The sequence below is a fragment of the Microbacterium sp. zg.Y909 genome, assembly GCF_024626565.1.
Genome location: NZ_JANJFJ010000009.1, coordinates 1 through 15,567, shown reverse-complemented (window position 1 = coordinate 15,567; position 15,567 = coordinate 1). Strand labels below are relative to the sequence as shown.

The 15,567-nt window shown below is 70.4% G+C and carries 14 protein-coding genes; 7 read left to right on the top strand and 7 right to left on the bottom strand.

All coding sequences use genetic code 11. The annotated features are described in order from the left end of the window. Positions 1–19 precede the first annotated feature (19 nt). The 6 genes from NQ160_RS01660 (at position 20) to NQ160_RS01635 (ending at position 7,399) form a co-directional block, all read left to right on the top strand. Complete coding sequence (locus tag NQ160_RS01660) at positions 20–1,675, top strand: sensor histidine kinase (RefSeq protein WP_257513497.1); 1,656 nt, start codon at positions 20–22, stop codon at positions 1,673–1,675. Further along, positions 1,672–2,799 carry a hypothetical protein gene (locus NQ160_RS01655; RefSeq protein WP_257513496.1) on the top strand — a complete coding sequence of 376 codons (1,128 nt, stop codon included), beginning with the start codon at positions 1,672–1,674 and terminating at the stop codon, positions 2,797–2,799. The genes NQ160_RS01660 and NQ160_RS01655 overlap by 4 nt, the downstream gene beginning before the upstream one ends. A 4-nt stretch (positions 2,800–2,803) precedes the next feature. After that, the gene (locus NQ160_RS01650) at positions 2,804–4,600 is read left to right on the top strand and encodes a DUF4012 domain-containing protein (RefSeq protein ID WP_257513495.1); all 1,797 of its coding nucleotides are present in this window, start codon (positions 2,804–2,806) and stop codon (positions 4,598–4,600) included. A gap of 118 nt (positions 4,601–4,718) precedes the next feature. After that, positions 4,719–5,273 (top strand): cell wall protein, encoded by a 555-nt coding sequence (locus NQ160_RS24590; RefSeq protein WP_285178409.1) that lies wholly within the window; start codon positions 4,719–4,721, stop codon positions 5,271–5,273. Between the two features lie 43 nt (positions 5,274–5,316). Then, entirely contained in the window at positions 5,317–6,351 is a 1,035-nt protein-coding gene (locus tag NQ160_RS01640; protein ID WP_257513494.1) for a glycoside hydrolase family 6 protein, read from the top strand. Positions 6,352–6,430: 79 nt separating this feature from the next. Continuing rightward, a complete protein-coding gene (locus tag NQ160_RS01635; protein ID WP_257513493.1) occupies positions 6,431–7,399 on the top strand; it encodes a response regulator transcription factor in 969 nt (322 codons plus the stop codon). Between the two features lie 19 nt (positions 7,400–7,418). On the opposite strand, the gene NQ160_RS01630 is transcribed toward NQ160_RS01635, so the two are convergent. From NQ160_RS01630 to NQ160_RS01620, 3 genes are all read right to left on the bottom strand, one after another. Next, positions 7,419–8,870 (bottom strand): glycosyltransferase family 2 protein, encoded by a 1,452-nt coding sequence (locus NQ160_RS01630; protein ID WP_257513492.1) that lies wholly within the window; start codon positions 8,868–8,870, stop codon positions 7,419–7,421. Next, positions 8,867–9,652: a fructose 1,6-bisphosphatase gene (locus NQ160_RS01625; RefSeq protein ID WP_257513491.1), complete on the bottom strand. Its 786-nt coding sequence runs from the start codon at positions 9,650–9,652 to the stop codon at positions 8,867–8,869. The genes NQ160_RS01630 and NQ160_RS01625 overlap by 4 nt, the downstream gene beginning before the upstream one ends. Before the next feature lie 198 nt (positions 9,653–9,850). After that, complete coding sequence (locus NQ160_RS01620) at positions 9,851–10,459, bottom strand: hypothetical protein (RefSeq protein ID WP_257513490.1); 609 nt, start codon at positions 10,457–10,459, stop codon at positions 9,851–9,853. Positions 10,460–10,697: 238 nt separating this feature from the next. Here NQ160_RS01620 and NQ160_RS01615 point away from each other — a divergent pair, with 238 nt between their 5' ends. Further along, positions 10,698–11,276, top strand: coding sequence for a hypothetical protein (locus tag NQ160_RS01615; protein WP_257513489.1), 579 nt, complete (start codon positions 10,698–10,700; stop codon positions 11,274–11,276). A 319-nt stretch (positions 11,277–11,595) separates the two neighbouring features. On the opposite strand, the gene NQ160_RS01610 is transcribed toward NQ160_RS01615, so the two are convergent. From NQ160_RS01610 to NQ160_RS24815, 4 genes are all read right to left on the bottom strand, one after another. Next, on the bottom strand, positions 11,596–12,294 hold the full coding sequence (locus NQ160_RS01610; protein WP_257513488.1) for an endonuclease/exonuclease/phosphatase family protein: 699 nt from the start codon (positions 12,292–12,294) through the stop codon (positions 11,596–11,598). Between the two features lie 104 nt (positions 12,295–12,398). Next, the gene (gene truA, locus NQ160_RS01605) at positions 12,399–13,265 is read right to left on the bottom strand and encodes a tRNA pseudouridine(38-40) synthase TruA (protein ID WP_257513487.1); all 867 of its coding nucleotides are present in this window, start codon (positions 13,263–13,265) and stop codon (positions 12,399–12,401) included. Between the two features lie 35 nt (positions 13,266–13,300). Continuing rightward, complete coding sequence (locus NQ160_RS01600) at positions 13,301–14,146, bottom strand: universal stress protein (protein WP_257513486.1); 846 nt, start codon at positions 14,144–14,146, stop codon at positions 13,301–13,303. Positions 14,147–14,298: 152 nt separating this feature from the next. After that, positions 14,299–15,321, bottom strand: coding sequence for a GNAT family N-acetyltransferase (locus NQ160_RS24815; protein ID WP_257513485.1), 1,023 nt, complete (start codon positions 15,319–15,321; stop codon positions 14,299–14,301). Positions 15,322–15,567: the final 246 nt, after the last annotated feature.

The following is a 15,567-nucleotide window of genomic DNA, read 5'->3' as shown; positions in this document are numbered from 1 at the left end:
GTCTGGATACACTGACCGAATGGCGGTCGCCCCCCAACGCTCAGCGCCGCCGCGCAACGACAGCGCGCCCAGCACATGGAACAACACCAGAACCCGCTCCATCTGGCAGTGGCAAATGGTGCTCGCCGTCGCCGTCGCGGCGATCTCGGTCGTGGTCGCGCTCTTCACCCCCCAGACCTTCGCGCAACCCGCGTTCGGCGTCGGCGTGGTGCTGCTCGTCGTGATCAGCGCCCTCACCCTCGTCGTGCCGTGGCACCGGGTCGGCCGGGCAGCGGTCGCGCTGGTGCCGGGCCTCGACATCGTCGCCATCGGGCTCATCGCGTCGACCGGCGACGGAGAGCTGTCGATTCTCTGGGTGTTCCCCGTCGCGTGGTTCGCCACCTACTACACCCTCCCCTGGATCGTCGCCGCACTGTGCGAAATCGCCGTGCTGCTGGCCGTCGACACCCTGTCGACCGCGATCACCCCCGTGCGCACACTCCACGTGGTGGTGGTCCTCTTGGCGCTGCTGTTCATCGGCGTCACCATCGCCACCGGTTCCCGCCGCACGCGTGCGTTCAGCCGGCTGCTCGAGCGCCAATTCAGCCAGCTCGCCCGCACCCTGCGGCGCGTCGAGGCGCAGGAGAAGCGCGCGATGGCGCTGTTCAACTCGATCGACACCGCCCTCGCCCGCGTCGATCGGCGCGGCGTGGTGCGCAACGCCAACCACGCCTACCAGCGGCTGTACTCCGTCGACAACGTCTCGCACGCGCACCCTTCGGCTGCCGTGGAGTACGACGGCCACCGCGGCGAACCGCTGCCGCCCGATCAGACCCTGATCGCCCGCGCCGCACGCGGCGAGCTGTTCGAGGCGTGCCGGGTCTGGCTGTTCGACGCCGCCGGGCACTGGCACACACTGGATGCCACGACATCGGCCGTCGACTCCACCCCGGGGGAGCCCGAGGTGACGCTTCTCAGCATTCACGATGTGACGGCCACGGTCGCCGCACAGCAGGAGAAGAAGACCCTCACCAGCGTCGTCTCGCACGAGCTGCGCAACCCGCTGACCGCCATCATCGGTCACGTCGACCTGCTGCTGGACCGTGAAGACCTGCCCGCCGATGTCAAAGAGAAGCTGACGGTGGTCGAGAACGCCGGTCAGCGCATGGAGCGTCTCATCGCCTCGGTGCTCGAAAGCTACAAGCCCGCTCCCCCCGCAGCTCAGACGGTCGATCTGCAACGGGTCACCACGGCCTCGATCGATGCCTTCCGGCCGGCGGCGCAGAACACCCAGCTCACCGTCGACGCCGCCCTCGACCCCGGGCTGCTCGTCACCGGCGATGCGTTCCGCCTGCGGCAGGTGATCGACAACATCGTGGGCAACGCCGTGAAGTACACCCCCCGCGGCGGGCACATCCGCGTAGACGCGCGGCGCGTCGGCGACGAGATACGCCTGGCGGTCACCGACACCGGCATCGGCATGGCTCCCGCCGACATCGACCGCGTGTACGAGCCGTATTTCCGCGCGCAGACCGCGCGCGACAGCGGCATGCCCGGCACGGGCCTGGGCATGGTGATCACCCGCGAGATCGTGCACGAGCACGGCGGTCGCCTGGAGCTCACCAGCGCCCTGGGCCGAGGAACGACGGTCGTGGTCAGCCTGAAGGCCCACGACGAAGAAGGGACCTTGCAATGATCGATCCGATGATCGGGGTGGTGTTCGTCGCCCTGGCCACGGTCAACGCCGCCGTGATGATCGGCCTGGGCTTTCTTCACCGCCCCAGTCAGGCCGGGGCTGTCTGGGTCTTCTCCTTCACCCTCGCGATGGTCACCGCCTACGGCTGGGTCGCCGCCGACGCCACCGGATCGCTGGCACTGCGTGCCGGGTGCGCCGGGGCCCTGCTGGGCTCGACGATGTTCGTCTGGACGGGGCTGCGCACCTGGCGGGGAGCCCCGCGCACATACACCTGGGTGGCCGCGGCGCTCACGGTGGTGCTCTGCGTCGTGCTCCCGCTCGCCGCGTCGGCCGGCGGCTTCGGCGTGGCCTTTCGCTTCGCGTTCGCCCTCGCGGCCCTCGTCGCCGCTCTGACCCTCGTCGAGCTCGGCCGGGCGGGGTCGCGCCAGCGGCACAAGATCATGCCGCTGGCGCTCGCCTCGGCCGGCTTCATCGTGCTGGCGGCCGTCTACATCGTCGAGGGGCTCATGCAGGGCGCGCCGGCACCCGGCACTGACGGACTGCAGCTCATGCGGGAGCTCAACTCCATGACGGCGATCCTCTACGGTCAGGCCGCCACGGTCACCCTGCTGCTGCTCACCCGCGAGGGCGCACCTGCTCCCCGGGTCACCGCGGCCGAGACGCCGTTCTGCGCCGTCGCCCGGGATCGGCTGCGCCGCGCCGAGGCCGTGGGGGATCGCTGGTGGTGCGTGCTGGACGTGCGTCTCGACGACCCGGGCGACCTGCGCGAAGCCTTCAGCGCCACCGAGTTCGCCCGCATCGCCGACCGCTTCGCCCGTGACGTCCGTGAGACGCTGCCACCCGACGCCGACGTCGACGTGCGGGACGAGACCCGCGTGGTCGTGCTGCTGCCGCGCCCCGAGGGGGCCGTGCGGCAGTTGCTGTCGCGCCTGCTCGACCAGGTCGCCACCCCCGACCCGGGCGAGCCCGTCGCGGTGCGGAGGTCGGCGAGCATCGGCTGGGCCAGCGTCGAGGCGGTCGGCTACGACCTCGACCACCTGTTGGATGCCGCGCAAGCTGCAGGCGCCGACGCACAACGGCACGGGGGAGATCGCTGGGAGCGGGTTGCCGCGCCCGTAGGGTAGTCGAGTGACCGCTGACGTGCTGCCCCGCCCCGCTCGCATCGCGGGACTCGTCTTCGCCGGCCTGCTGGGAGCGCTGCTGGTGGCATCCGTCGCCGCTGCCGCGTGGATCGGGCTGCGGGGCCTGGCGGCCTATCAGCATCTGCGTGCCGCCGAGGCGACCGTGCGCGAAGCGGTCGACAGCCTCGACGACCCCGCCCTGGCGAGCGGCCTCATCGCAGACCTGGCGCGTGAGACCGGCGCGGCGCGCGACCTCACCGGCGACCCGGTGTGGCGCGCGGCCGAGCACCTGCCGTGGGTGGGGCCGCAGCTGGCCGCCGTCTCGACCATCGCCGTCGCCGCCGACGACGTCGCCGGCGACGCGCTCGCCCCGCTCGCCGAGGTGGCCTCGACGTTCAGCCTCGACCAGCTGCGCCCTGTGGAGGGCCGCATCGACACGACGATGCTTCACACCATCGCCGATTCCGCCCGGGTCGGCGCCGACGGCGTGGCCGCCGCCGCGGCAGCGGTCGATGCCATCGACGAGACGCTGCTGCTCGCCCCGGTGCGCAGCGCCACCGCTGAGGTCTCGGACCTGCTGCGCACCGCCACCACCGCCACCGACGCCCTCGCCCGCGCCACCGTTCTGCTGCCGCCCATGCTCGGTACAGACGGCGAGCGCGATTACCTCATCGTGTTCCAGAACAACGCCGAATGGCGCTCGCTCGGCGGCATCGTGGGGGCCATGGCAGTGGTGAACGCCGCCGACGGGGCGCTGCAGCTGGTCGCGCAGGGATCGTCGAGCGACTTCTCCCGCTACGACGACCCCGTGCTGCCGCTCGCCGAAGATGTGCAGGCCATCTACGACACCCGCCCCGGCAGATGGGTGCAGAACGTCACGCAGGTGCCCGACTTCTCGGTGGCAGCGCCGCTCGCCCGCGAGATGTGGCTGCGCGAGACGGGGCAGGACGTCGACGGCGTCATCGCGATGGATCCCATCGCCCTGTCGTACCTGCTCGAAGCGACCGGCCCCGTCGCCCTGCCGACGGGCGACGTGCTCAGCGCCGACAACGCGGTGCAGCTGCTGCTGAACGACGTGTACCTGCGCTACGAGCGGCCGAGCGATCAAGACGACTTCTTCGCCGCAGCTGCGGCGACCGTATTCGACGCCATCGCCGCCGGGGGCGTGGACCCCGCTCAGATGGTGACCGCCCTCAGCCGCGCCGGCGACGAGCGTCGGCTGCTGCTGTGGAGCTCGGTCGAAGCCGAGCAGGCCGAGCTCTCGGGCACCACCCTCGCGGGCGGCCTGCCGAAGACCGACGACCAGACCGCGCGGTTCGGCGTGTACCTCAACGACGGCACCGGTTCGAAGATGGACTACTACGTGTCTGCACAGACCGACCTGTCGTGGGAATCGTGCAGTCTCGACGGCCGAGGGCTCGCCACCGGCGAGGCCACCCTCTCGCTCGTGCTCGCCAACACCGCGCCGGCGGATGCCGCCACCTCGCTCCCCTGGTACATCACCGGCGGCGGTAACTTCGGGGTACCAGCCGGTACCGCCCGCACGGTCGCCTACGTGTATCTGCCCGAGGGATACGAGCTGACCGATGCCGTGCTGTCGCTCGACAAGGGCTTCGGAGGCGGCACCCACGACGGGCGCCAGGTGCTGTCATTCGGCGCCGATCTCGCGCCCGGGGAATCGGTGACCGCGACCATCTCGGTGCGCTCCCCCGAGCCCGGCGCCCCCACCGTCGTCGCCGAGGTGACCCCGACCATAGACCGCAGCGTGCCGACGTCGGTTGTCTCCCACTGCCCCGCCCCATAGAGTCGATCCGAAGGCGTCGTGGCCGAGCAACACCGAGCCTCACGCCTTTCGGTCATGTGTGCACCCTTCGGTATGCGCGAGCTGCAACCCCCCAACGCATCGGAAGAGATACCACCCCGTGAAGCGCCCCCTCGTCCAGACCCTCACCGTCGCCGCGGTCGCCGCCACCTCGGCGCTGGCCCTGCCCGCCGCCGCACAGGCCGCAGCCATCTACCCGCCGTCGGATTCGTGCGCGGTCTCGCCCGCCACCGCCGGCGCCGGCGAGTCGCTCGACTTCAGCTGCAACGCCGCCACATTCAGCGCCAACGAGCCGGTCACCATCACGGTCACCGGTGAGAACGGCGCGGGAGTGACGTTCGGGGCGGCCTTCGTCAAGTTCGCCATCACCACCGGCAGCACCACCACGACCTCCACCGACACCGGGGCGCTCGAGCCGATCACCATCACCCTGCCCAGCGACGCCCGCGGGGTCTACAACATCGCCGCCATCTCGCCCACATCGGCGGGCGGTGCCGGCAGCACGACCGTCGGCACCGGTGGGGCGGGCTTGGCCACCACCGGCGGCGACGCGTCGCAGTTCGCGGGCCTGTGGCTCGGCGGGGGCGCACTCGTGCTCGCCGGTGCCGCCGTCGCCGCCGGCGCCGCCGTACGCCGCGCCCGCTCCCGCGCCTGACGCGGGGAACGGGGCGCCGCCCGGTGGACGGTAAGGTCCTCGTGTGCCCCTCGCTTCCGCCCCGCCACCGCGCGGCGCCCGGCGACGTCGTCGCCTCTCCCGCGGCCTCGCCATCGCGATCGTCGCGATCGTGGTCGTCGTCGTGCTCGGCGTGCTCGCCGCCGTCGGCCTGCTCGTGACCCGGGCGGTGCAGGCCATGAGCGCCCACCCCCCGGGCGTGGGCACCGCACTGATCGTGGCATCCGATTCGAAGGCTGCGGTGGCCGCCGACGACCCCCAAGCCACCGACGACGAGCGCGCCGCCGCCGCCTACCTCGCCCGGCAGCCCACCGCCTACTGGCTGACCCCTGAGCGCGATCCCATCGGCGAGGTCTGGGACCGCATCGGGCACCTTGCCGACCAGGCGCGCCAACAGGATGCCGCTCTCGCCGTGGTCGTGTACGGCCTGCCTGGGCGCGATTGCGGCAGCTTTTCGGCCGGTGGGCTCGACGAAGACGACTACGCCACCTGGACCGGCGAGATCGGGCAGGCGCTCGCCAACGCCGGCGACCTGCAGCGCATCGTCGTGCTCGAACCCGACAGCCTGGCCCTCGCGCCCGAGTGCCGCAATCTCGACGAGCGCACCCGCCAGCTGAGTACCGCCGTCGACCGGCTGCACGGGGACAACACCTGGATCTACCTCGACGCCGGCCACGCCACCTGGCACACGCCGGCGGACATGGCCGCGATCATCGCCGAGACCGGCCTGCTCGAGCGCGTGCGCGGCTTCGCCACCAACGTGTCGAACTACAACTCCGCCGACTCCGAGTTCGATTACGCCCACGCCCTCGCCGCCCGACTGGGCGGCGGCCACGCCCTGATCGACACCTCACGCAGTGGCGCCGGCGGGAACGGCTCGTGGTGCAACGCCTCTGGGCGTCTGATCGGCGAGCCGGGCGGAACCTACGGCGACGACGTCGTCGACACCAATCTGTGGATCAAGCCCCCGGGCGAGAGTGACGGGCCGTGCAACGGCGGTCCGCCCGCCGGGCAGTGGTGGCCAGAGGCCGCGGTGGACCTCACTCGTCAGGCGCGCTGACCGCCTGCGCCCCGGGTGCAGGGCCGACCCGGCGCATGTGTAGCATGAGGGACACCCCCCTGCCCCCCGAGGTCTGCTCATGAGTGATTCCGTCACGCCCGCCAAGACGGCGGTCATCGTCGAGGACGATCCCGACATCCGCCATCTGCTTGCCGAGGTCCTCGAAGCGATGGGCTTTTCCACCGTCTCGGTCGGCAACGGGCTCGACGGGGTGCGGGCGGTGCTGGCGTACCAGCCCCTCATCACGACACTCGACGTCACCATGCCCGGCATCGACGGGTTCGAGGCGGCCCGCCGCATCAGAGCCCAGAGCGACACGTACATCATCATGCTGACGGGCCTCGAAGACGAGGCTGACGTCGTGCTGGGCTTCGGCTCGGGCGCCGACGAGTACATCAACAAGCCCTTCCGCCCCCGCGAGCTGCGCGCCCGCATCGATGCGCTGCTGCGGCGCCCGCGCATCGGCGGCAACCCGCCCGCCGCCCCCCGGCAGGACCAGGTCGGCCCGTCTTTCCCCGGCGCCCGGCCGGCGACCTCGAACATCCCGGTCCAGCGGCCCGCCGCGGAGTACGCCGCCGCCGCGCCCGCTCGGGCGGCCACCATCCCGCCGCCCGCGCCGGACCAGCGCACCATCGTCATGCAGCCCAGCGCGAGCTCGTCCGGCGGCACCGACGTCGTGCGTCACGACGACACCGCCGCGCTGCGCCCGGAACCGGACGTGCTCGTGCACCGCGATCTCGAGGTCGACCCCGACACCCGCATCGTGGTGGTCGCCGGCGCGCAGCTCGAGCTCACGCGCACCGAGTTCGACCTGCTCTCCACGCTCATGGAGTCCAAGCGCCGAGTGCGCAGCAAGGCCGATCTCACCCTGGTGCTGCGCGGCGAGTCGTACGTCACCAGCTACTACGTCGGCGACGCCGACAAGCGCGCGATCGAGGCGCACATGACCAACCTGCGACGCAAACTGGGCGACAACGCCGCCAACCCCCGGTACATCGAGACCGTGCGCGGCGTCGGGTACCGCATGACCTCCGAGTCGCTGGCCTGAAGCCCACCCGTCCGGGCGATCAGACCTTGTAACCCTGGTGGCGGCGCAGCAGCTTGAACACCATGGTCAGGGTCTGCAGCACGGTCACCACGCCCACGATCGGCCAGCCGACCCACAGGATGGTCGACTGCACCACCGGGCCCAGCATCGACCAGATGACGCTCATGGCCACGATCACCGCGATGAGCAGCACCAGCGGCATCCAGTGCGCCGAGCCGCCCCCGCGCTCGGCCTTGGCCTGCATCGCCCAGTTGTCGACCTTCTTGCGCGAGAGGAAGCGCGTCCACGACCGCAGGAAGTGACTGATGCGGATCCACATGAAGACCTCGGCGGGAACCATCAGTCCGGCGAAGGCCACGTCGCGGCCGTTGCGGCTGGTCATCGTGTAGGCGATGCGCAGGTTCAGCAGCACCGCAACCACCGGGGGGATCAGCCACAGCGGCGAGAAGACGAACGCCCCGATCGACAGCGAGCCGGCCAGCAGGGTGAGAAACGCGACGCGCACGAACAGGTTCGTGAGCATGCCGAGGTTCTCCCACCACCGCAGCCGCAGGTTGGGGTGGAACGGCTGCCCCTTCGTGTCGCCGCGCTGCCCGGGCCACATCAGCTCGATCGAGCCGTAGGTCCACTTGACCTGCTGGGCGTCGTAGCCGCGCAGGGTGGTCATTCCGCCCACATCGGCGCGGGCATAGGGGCTGATCTTGGTGAGGTACCCGGCGCTCTTGATCTGCAGCGACAGCAGCGAGTCCTCGACCTCGCTGTCTTTCACCCATGGGCTGGTCTGGTGATTGGCCTTCATCACCTCGCGCAACGCCGTAGTGGAGAAGATCGAGAACTGTCCGCCGAGCACCGCCATGTTGCGCCCGCGCAGCAGGTTCTGCAGGTTGAACGCGGCGAACTGGGTGCGCTGCCCGGCGATGAGGAACTTGCCAACGAGCCCCTTGATCGGCCGGTCGTCGATCGAGTAGATCGCCGAGATGCCGCCGATGCGCGAGTCCGACACCGCCTCGGTCTCGAGGTACTCCACCGCGCGCGGGTCGGCCACCGTGTCGCCGTCGACACCCAGCAGATAGTCGTAGCCCTCGACCAGCGAGTAGCCGTAGTTGAGGGCGCCGACCTTCTTGTCGGGGTTCTTGCCGATATCGTGCACGAACACCTCGGTGAACTGCTCACCGAGGTCGGTGGTGATCTCGTGCGGGCCGGCGAACTCCGAGGCGATCTTGACGGTGGCATCGGTGGTGTTGTTGACCACCACATGAATGACGTCCGGCACCCGCGTCTGCCCGAGCAGCGACTGCAGCACCGCGCCGATCGATTCCTCTTCGTTGTACGCCGGGATGACGCAGCCGATCGTGGAGCGGTGACCGGTGACCGTATCGAGCACGGCTGAGAAGTCGTCGCTGAACCCTGGGACCACCGGCTCGATCTCGCGCGGTGTCGGCCGGGGGTGACCGGCGTAGGGCGCGGTCACGGCCGCGGGCCCTGCGTGGGCGTGCCCGATTCCGAACCGGTCTCTGACCCGGGCTCTGACCCGGTGGCGGTCTCGGGCTCGGCCTGCGGGAAGATGGCGATGGGCAGCTGGTGGTAGACCGTCTGCTGCAGGAACGACGTGTCGTCGTTGGCGGAGCCCTCGACCCAGATCGTCAGCTGGAACTGCAGAGTCACCCCGAACGTGTCCGGCGGCAGCTGATGGATCACCGTCGCAGGCACGTGCAGCCCGCCTTGAAAGCTGTTCAGCAGCAGGCCGCGTTCAGAGCGCAGCGTGTCGGTGGGGACGAGCGTGCGGGGGTCGGCGGCGAACTGGAACGGCGTCGAGATCTGGCCACCGGTCTGCGAGGTCTGCGAGGTGATGGCGATCTGGGAGACGTACACTCGGCGTTTCTCGGTGAGCACGGCCTTGTCGTCGACCCGGTGGTCGTAGACGTTGACGGCGAAGCCGAAGGTCTTCTCGCCGAGCGGCATCCACTCCCCCGTGCGCTTGGGATCGGCCGCCCACACGTCCAGGCGCACCTCGAGGTCGTCGGCGACGTCGGACGACAGCGACACCGAGCCGTCGTAGGTGAACTGGGACTCGAACTCCATGCCCGGGGTGGTCGTCTGCGACGGCTCGGGTCGGATCACCGCGACTCCGGGCTGGCTGCCGTTGAACGTGTCGAACAGCTGCGTGCAGCCGGTGAGTGACAGCGCGACGGCCGCGGTGAGCGCGACGGCAGCAGGCACGCGGGCAGAGCGGGCCAAGGGGGGAACAGCCATGAGGGCACCGGTTTTCGGGGGGCGCGTGTGAGTGCGCAGTCGGATGCCGCCCGGGGGGTCCCCGGTTCGGGCCGGGGAGGGCGGTCTCAGAAGCCTAGGATGCGGCCACACGGCGGCAGAGCGAAGTCGCACCTCTCAGCGGAATCTTGGGGATTCCTTGCGCCGGCGAGCGCCCGCCCCGCCCTGCGGGGCGCCTGCTCAGCCCTCGGAAGCGGCGGCGATGGCGATCGTCAGCACATCGGTGGCGGTCTGCTTGGCGAACTCGTTGGACGTGGGGGTCGTCTGCACGAGGAAGTCGAAGGTGAACTGCACCGTCACCGACGTTGCCCCCGCCGGCACCGCCCCGACGTTGAAGGTCTGCGAGTAGCTGTACGGGCTCAGCACGAGGTAGCCCGGGCTCACGGTGGCGGCATCGGCCTGCGCCTCGAGCGCCTCGAAGGTCTCGGCGGGGCCGGTCGGGACGGCGATCATGCTCGCCTTCTGCAGGTATACCTTCTGACCGTCGTCGGGGGTGACCGTCGTGACCATCGATATGCTGATGGGTTTGATCGCTCCGGCCGTCCATCGGTCCATCGACAGATCCGACCAGTAGTCCACGGTCGCCGCCACTGCCCCCGCCTGCAGGTCGCGCTGCGTGCTGCCGCTGGAGAGGTCGTTGGGCACCGGTGCCGCCACGGCTCCCGTGGCGTTGGCTTCAGGCTCAGCCTGGGGACCGGTCCACGGCGCGGGGCCGCAGGCGGTGAGCGAAGCCAGCGCGAGAATGGCCGACACGCTCACGGTCGCCACGCGGAAGCCGACTCTTGGCATGTCATCTCCTGTCACCGGATCCGGGGGGACCCCGGCCACAGTTTAGGCGGCCGCCGCTTCGCTCTCGGACCGCTCGAAGCGGCCGCTTTTAACACAAACGAAACCAGCGAGAGTTGCGCCACACTGCCCAGTGCTCAATACTGGCTAAAGACGCCCCTATCAGATTGATATGAAACAGCTATCAAAATTGATGCGGGAGCACCTGCACGAGCAACCCCCCACCGAAAGCTAGGAAGCCATGAAGATCAAGTCGATCAAGGCGGCCACGGCGGCGACACTGCTCGCTGCAGCCCTCACCGTCGCCGTTCCCACCGTCGCCCACGCCGCGTACGTCATTCCGGAGGGCGACGTCAGCATCTCCTCCCCCACCGTCGCCCCTGGTGGCGTCGTGCAGGTCGCCGTCGAGGACGGCTACTTCGCCGGCGGCTCGACCGTCGACGTCTCGCTCACCGGCGAGAACGCCAATGGCGCCTCGCTCGCCTTCGTCAAGTTCGCCGTTCAGACCGCCGACCTCGGCTCGGTCACCGCGGCCGCCGACGGCTCCGTCAGCACCGGCGTGCGTCTGCCCAGCAACGCGGTCGGCACCTACACGATCGTGCTTTCGGGCGTGGACGCTGACGGCAACCCGGTCACCGCCAGCGTGTCGGTGTCCGTCCCCGCCGCAGGCGGCACGGGCGGCGAGACCCTCCCGACCACCGGTGGCGACACCTCCGCTCTTCTCGGCCTCTGGATCGGCGGCGGCGCCCTGCTGCTCGCCGGTGGCGGCCTGGCGGTCGCCAGCACGGTGCGTCGTCACCGCCAGCAGGCTGCTGTCTGACATACCCGTTCAGCGAGAAGCGCCCCCGGACTTCGGTCCGGGGGCGCTTCTTCTTTGCGGGTATCTTAAGGGTGCGCTGAGGCATCCCCAGTTCTAGCGCAAGGTTATCTAAAGACGCTCAAGGGCCCGTTGTGGACCGCTTCAATAGCCACGTGGCGATGTGGGGATTGCCTCGCCATGAGGATAGCTGTCAGCCGGCCGCGAAGTGGGGGTCTCCGGTCGGCTGCAGCTACCACGTGGGCGAGCGTGGCGTCGGGGGGCGCCACGCTGCCCACGTCAAACTCCGCACCCCGCGCCGCACGAAAACGGCGTCGTGCGCTCAGGCAGCGCCCTCGCTGGCGCGCATGACCGCCGATGGAGTGGCCGTCACGAGGATCGGCAGGTGGTCGCTGCGCCCCTGCGGCAGGGTCGTGACCCGCTCGATGTCGAAGCCGACCGACGTGGCGAAGTCGTAGTGGCCGCGGAAGAACTTGTACCGCGTGTACGTGCGCACGTCGCTGAGCGTCAGCTCGTAGCCCGCCTCGCGCACCCGCTGGCCCAGGTTCTCTTTGAACACGGGGTAGTTGTAGTCGCCGACCATGAGGATCGGCAGCGATTCGCCGAGGCTCGCCAGCTCGGTCAGCGCCGCCTTGATCTGATGGCGTCGCAGCGAGTTCAGCGCCGTCAGCGGCGCGGCGTGGAACGACGCGACGATGAACTCGCGGTTGTTGTCGATGTCGCGCAGGCGCACGCCCAGCATGCGCTCCTCGGCAGGCTTGAGCACGCGGTCGTGCAGCGACTTCTTCAGCGACATCGACCGCGCCTCGAGGGCGCGGAAGGTGTTGTCGCGGTAGTACACCGCCAGGCCCAGCCGGTTGCGGTGCGTGGAGCCCGCCAGCTTCAAGCCGCCGATCTGCGGGGGCAAATCGGCGGTCACCGCCTCTTGCAGGCAGAGCACGTTGGCACTGTGGCGTTCGACCAGATCCGTCAGCTCGCCGGCGGCACGATGTTTACGCAGGTTGTACGAGATCACTCTCATGGTGATTCCAGCGTAGGCCCGCCGGCTGGCCGCCCGGTGACGGTTGCGCGTGCGTCGACTGGGAGGTATTCGACGCCGTCTGTGGCGCCGGGCGCGCAGCCGCGCTACTCCGCGTCGCGGCGGTTGCGGGTCTGCGCGGCGCGGGCGGCCAGCAGGTCATCGGCCGGATAGCCCACCTCGGTGAGCGTGAGCCCGCGCGCGGCGAGCACCTTGAACTCGCTGGTGCGCACACCCTCGTCGCGCAGCTCGACGACGTCGGCAGGGCTCAGTCGTCCCTCGCCCACCGCCACGCACGCCCCGACGAGAGCGCGCACCATGCTGTGGCAGAACGCGTCGGCCTTCACGTGGGCGATGAGCACGCCGGCCGCGTCGCGGTGCCACTCGAACTCCAGCAGCGTGCGGATCGTCGTCGCCTCGTCGCGGGGCTTGCAGTACGCCGCGAAGTCGTGAAGGCCCACGAGCGAGCGGGCGGCGGCATCCATCGCGGCCACGTCGAGGCTCGTGCGCACCGTCGTCGTGCGATGCCGCTCGAGCGGGTCGTACCCGGTGACCGCGTCGGCGATGCGGTACTCGTAGCGACGGCTCGTCGCCGAGAACCGGGCGTCGAACCCGTCCGGGGCGATGCTCGTGCGGCGTACCACCACGTCGGGATACTGGCCCAGCACCCCCGCGATGCGGCCGGCGAGAGCCGCGATCCGTGCGGCCTCGTCGGCCTCGGCCTCTGCGCTGTCGCCGCGCCCGCGACGGGCCTGCAGGCGGGCGGCCTGCGCCTCGGTCAGGTCGAGATGCGCGACCTGACCGGTCGCGTGCACACCGGCATCCGTGCGTCCGGCCACGACGAGCCGGGGCTCCCCGCCCAGGATGCGCGCGATGGCGTCTTCGATCGTCCCCTGCACGGTGCGCAGCTGCGGCTGCCGGGCCCACCCGCGAAAATGCGTGCCGTCGTAGGCGATGTCGAGGCGAATGCGCACCACGACAGCCTACTCAACCCTCTCGCTCTCCCCGGTCAGCGGGTGACGACGGTGACGGTCGCGAGGCGCTGCAGCACCTCGTGGCTGACCGACCCGAGCAGGAACCGCGTGAGAGCGTTGCGTCCATGCGTGCCGATCACCGCGAGCTTGGCGGTGGCGGCCAGCTCGTTGATGACCTCCGAGGGGTATCCCTGCACGGCCTTCTCTTCGATCACCAGGTCGGGGTACTGCGACCGCAGCCCCGCGAGCGAGAGCGCCAGGCGCTCTTCGGCGGCGCGCTGCATGTTCGCGAGGTACAGGTCGGGGTAGACCATGGGGGCGGTGCGCGGAGTGACCACGGGCGTCCAGACGCAGACGGCGGTGAGCGGCTCGCCCAGTCGGTCCGCTTCGGCCGCGGCGAACTTGATCGCCCCTTCCGACACCGGCGAGCCATCGACGCCGACCACCACACCGCGGCGGTCGTGGATCTCGATGTCGGGCACGACGACGACCGGGCAGTGGGATGCCGCCACGATGCGGATGCCGTGCGCTCCGCGCGCGGGGCCGGAATCCGGTCCGCGGTAGTCGCTGCCGATCACCAGCAGCTCCGCCTTCTCGGATGCCTGCGCGAGCGTGGTGACGGGATTGCCGGCATCCACCCTCGTCGTCACCGGCACACCCGAGCCCGATACCCGATCCGCCTCGTCTTGGAGCATGCGGTTGGTCGCGTCGAGCACCACGTCCATCACGGCGCCTTCACCGACTGTGCCGATGGCCCCGCCCACGACGCTCACCAGCTCGACGCGGTGGTTGCGGTGATGTGCCGCGCGGTCCACGGCCCAGTCGACGGCTCTGCGGGCCGCGGGGGCACCCGTGACGCCCACGACGATCGTTTCGCTCATGTCATCCTCCATCGGATCAGTGCGCCTGCGGTCAGCCTACGGGGCGACGCCCCTGCGCGTCCCGGGGTCGGGCCGTTGATATTCGCGGGGGCGTTGCGGGAGGCCGCGGGCGGGGCGTCGCCGTCGCGGCATCCCCGCTGCGGCATCCGACCTCAGAACTCGCGCACGAGCACGCGCTCGCGTTCGGTCGCCGCGAATCCGAGGCGCTCGTAGAGCGAATGGGCGCCGGTCGGGCTCTCGGTGTCGACATCGAGCACGGCCTTCTCGAGGCCGGCTGCGGCCGCTGCCCGCAGCGCTTCGGCGATGACGAGCGGAGCCAGCCCCCGCCCGCGGTGCGAGCGCACGACGCCGACGAGGTCGATGTACACGTGCGAGGCGCCGAGAGCTGCCCAGTCCTCTTCATTGACCGAGCCGAGGCAGAACGCCACGATGCGGTCGCCGTCGAGGGCCAGTGTCGACAGGTCGGGACGCAGCAGTGGGCCGCCCACGAACTTCTGCCAGGTGTCGTGCGTGCTGGGGAGGCTCCCCCAGTGGTCGCGGAAGGCGTCGTTGCGGGCCTCCAGGGCCTGCAGAGCGCGCTCGGAGCTGTACGGCACGAGGACGATGCCATCGGGGACCTCGAGCGCCGGAACGGGCTGGGAGAGGTCGCGCTCCATGGTCGTGAACCAGCGCTGCACCTGCAGCCCGTGTCGCTCGAACAGTGTCGCGGCGTCATCGTTGGCGCCCTCGGCGTACGCGCGCACGGCGCCGGGCAGAGTCGATCCCGACTCGACGAGCCGGCGCAGTGCCTGCGAGTACTGCCACTGCACCACCTGCGCGCCGATGCCCCGCCGTCGCCACGCGGGGTGCACTTCGCCCGAGATGTCGACCTGCACGCGGAGCTCGCGCGACGGATGCACGATCGCGCTGCCGTACGCTACCGGGGCGCCGTCCGCGGCGAACCCGATGACGGTGTCGCGGCTGTGGTCGATGTGCGACATCTCGAAGGTGTCGGCGATCTCGTCGCGGGGCACCGTCCACGTGGGGTGGTCGACGCGGCCGGCGGCCGAGGCGATCCCGTGGATCGCGTCGATGTCGTCGGGGGTCGCCATCCGCCAGGTCGGCACCTCGGGATGCTGCGGCATCGCCGGGGCCGGTGCGTGGCCGATTCGGTCTGCAAGGGTCTGATCAGTCACTACATCACGCTATCGCCCCCGCCGAGTGAGCATTCGCGTGCGCGAGCCTATAGCGGCACATTCGCGACGACCGAAGCGGCGGGCGGATGCCGCATCTCACGGGCTCGCGTCGGCGGGCACACGCCGCAAAAGCGTCGCGTTAACGAGAGAAAGCCACCCAACATTGGGTGGCTTTCTCACGGAAGAAGTCCGGCGGTGTCCTACTCTCCCACAGGGTCCCCCCTGCAGTACCATCGGCGCTGAGAG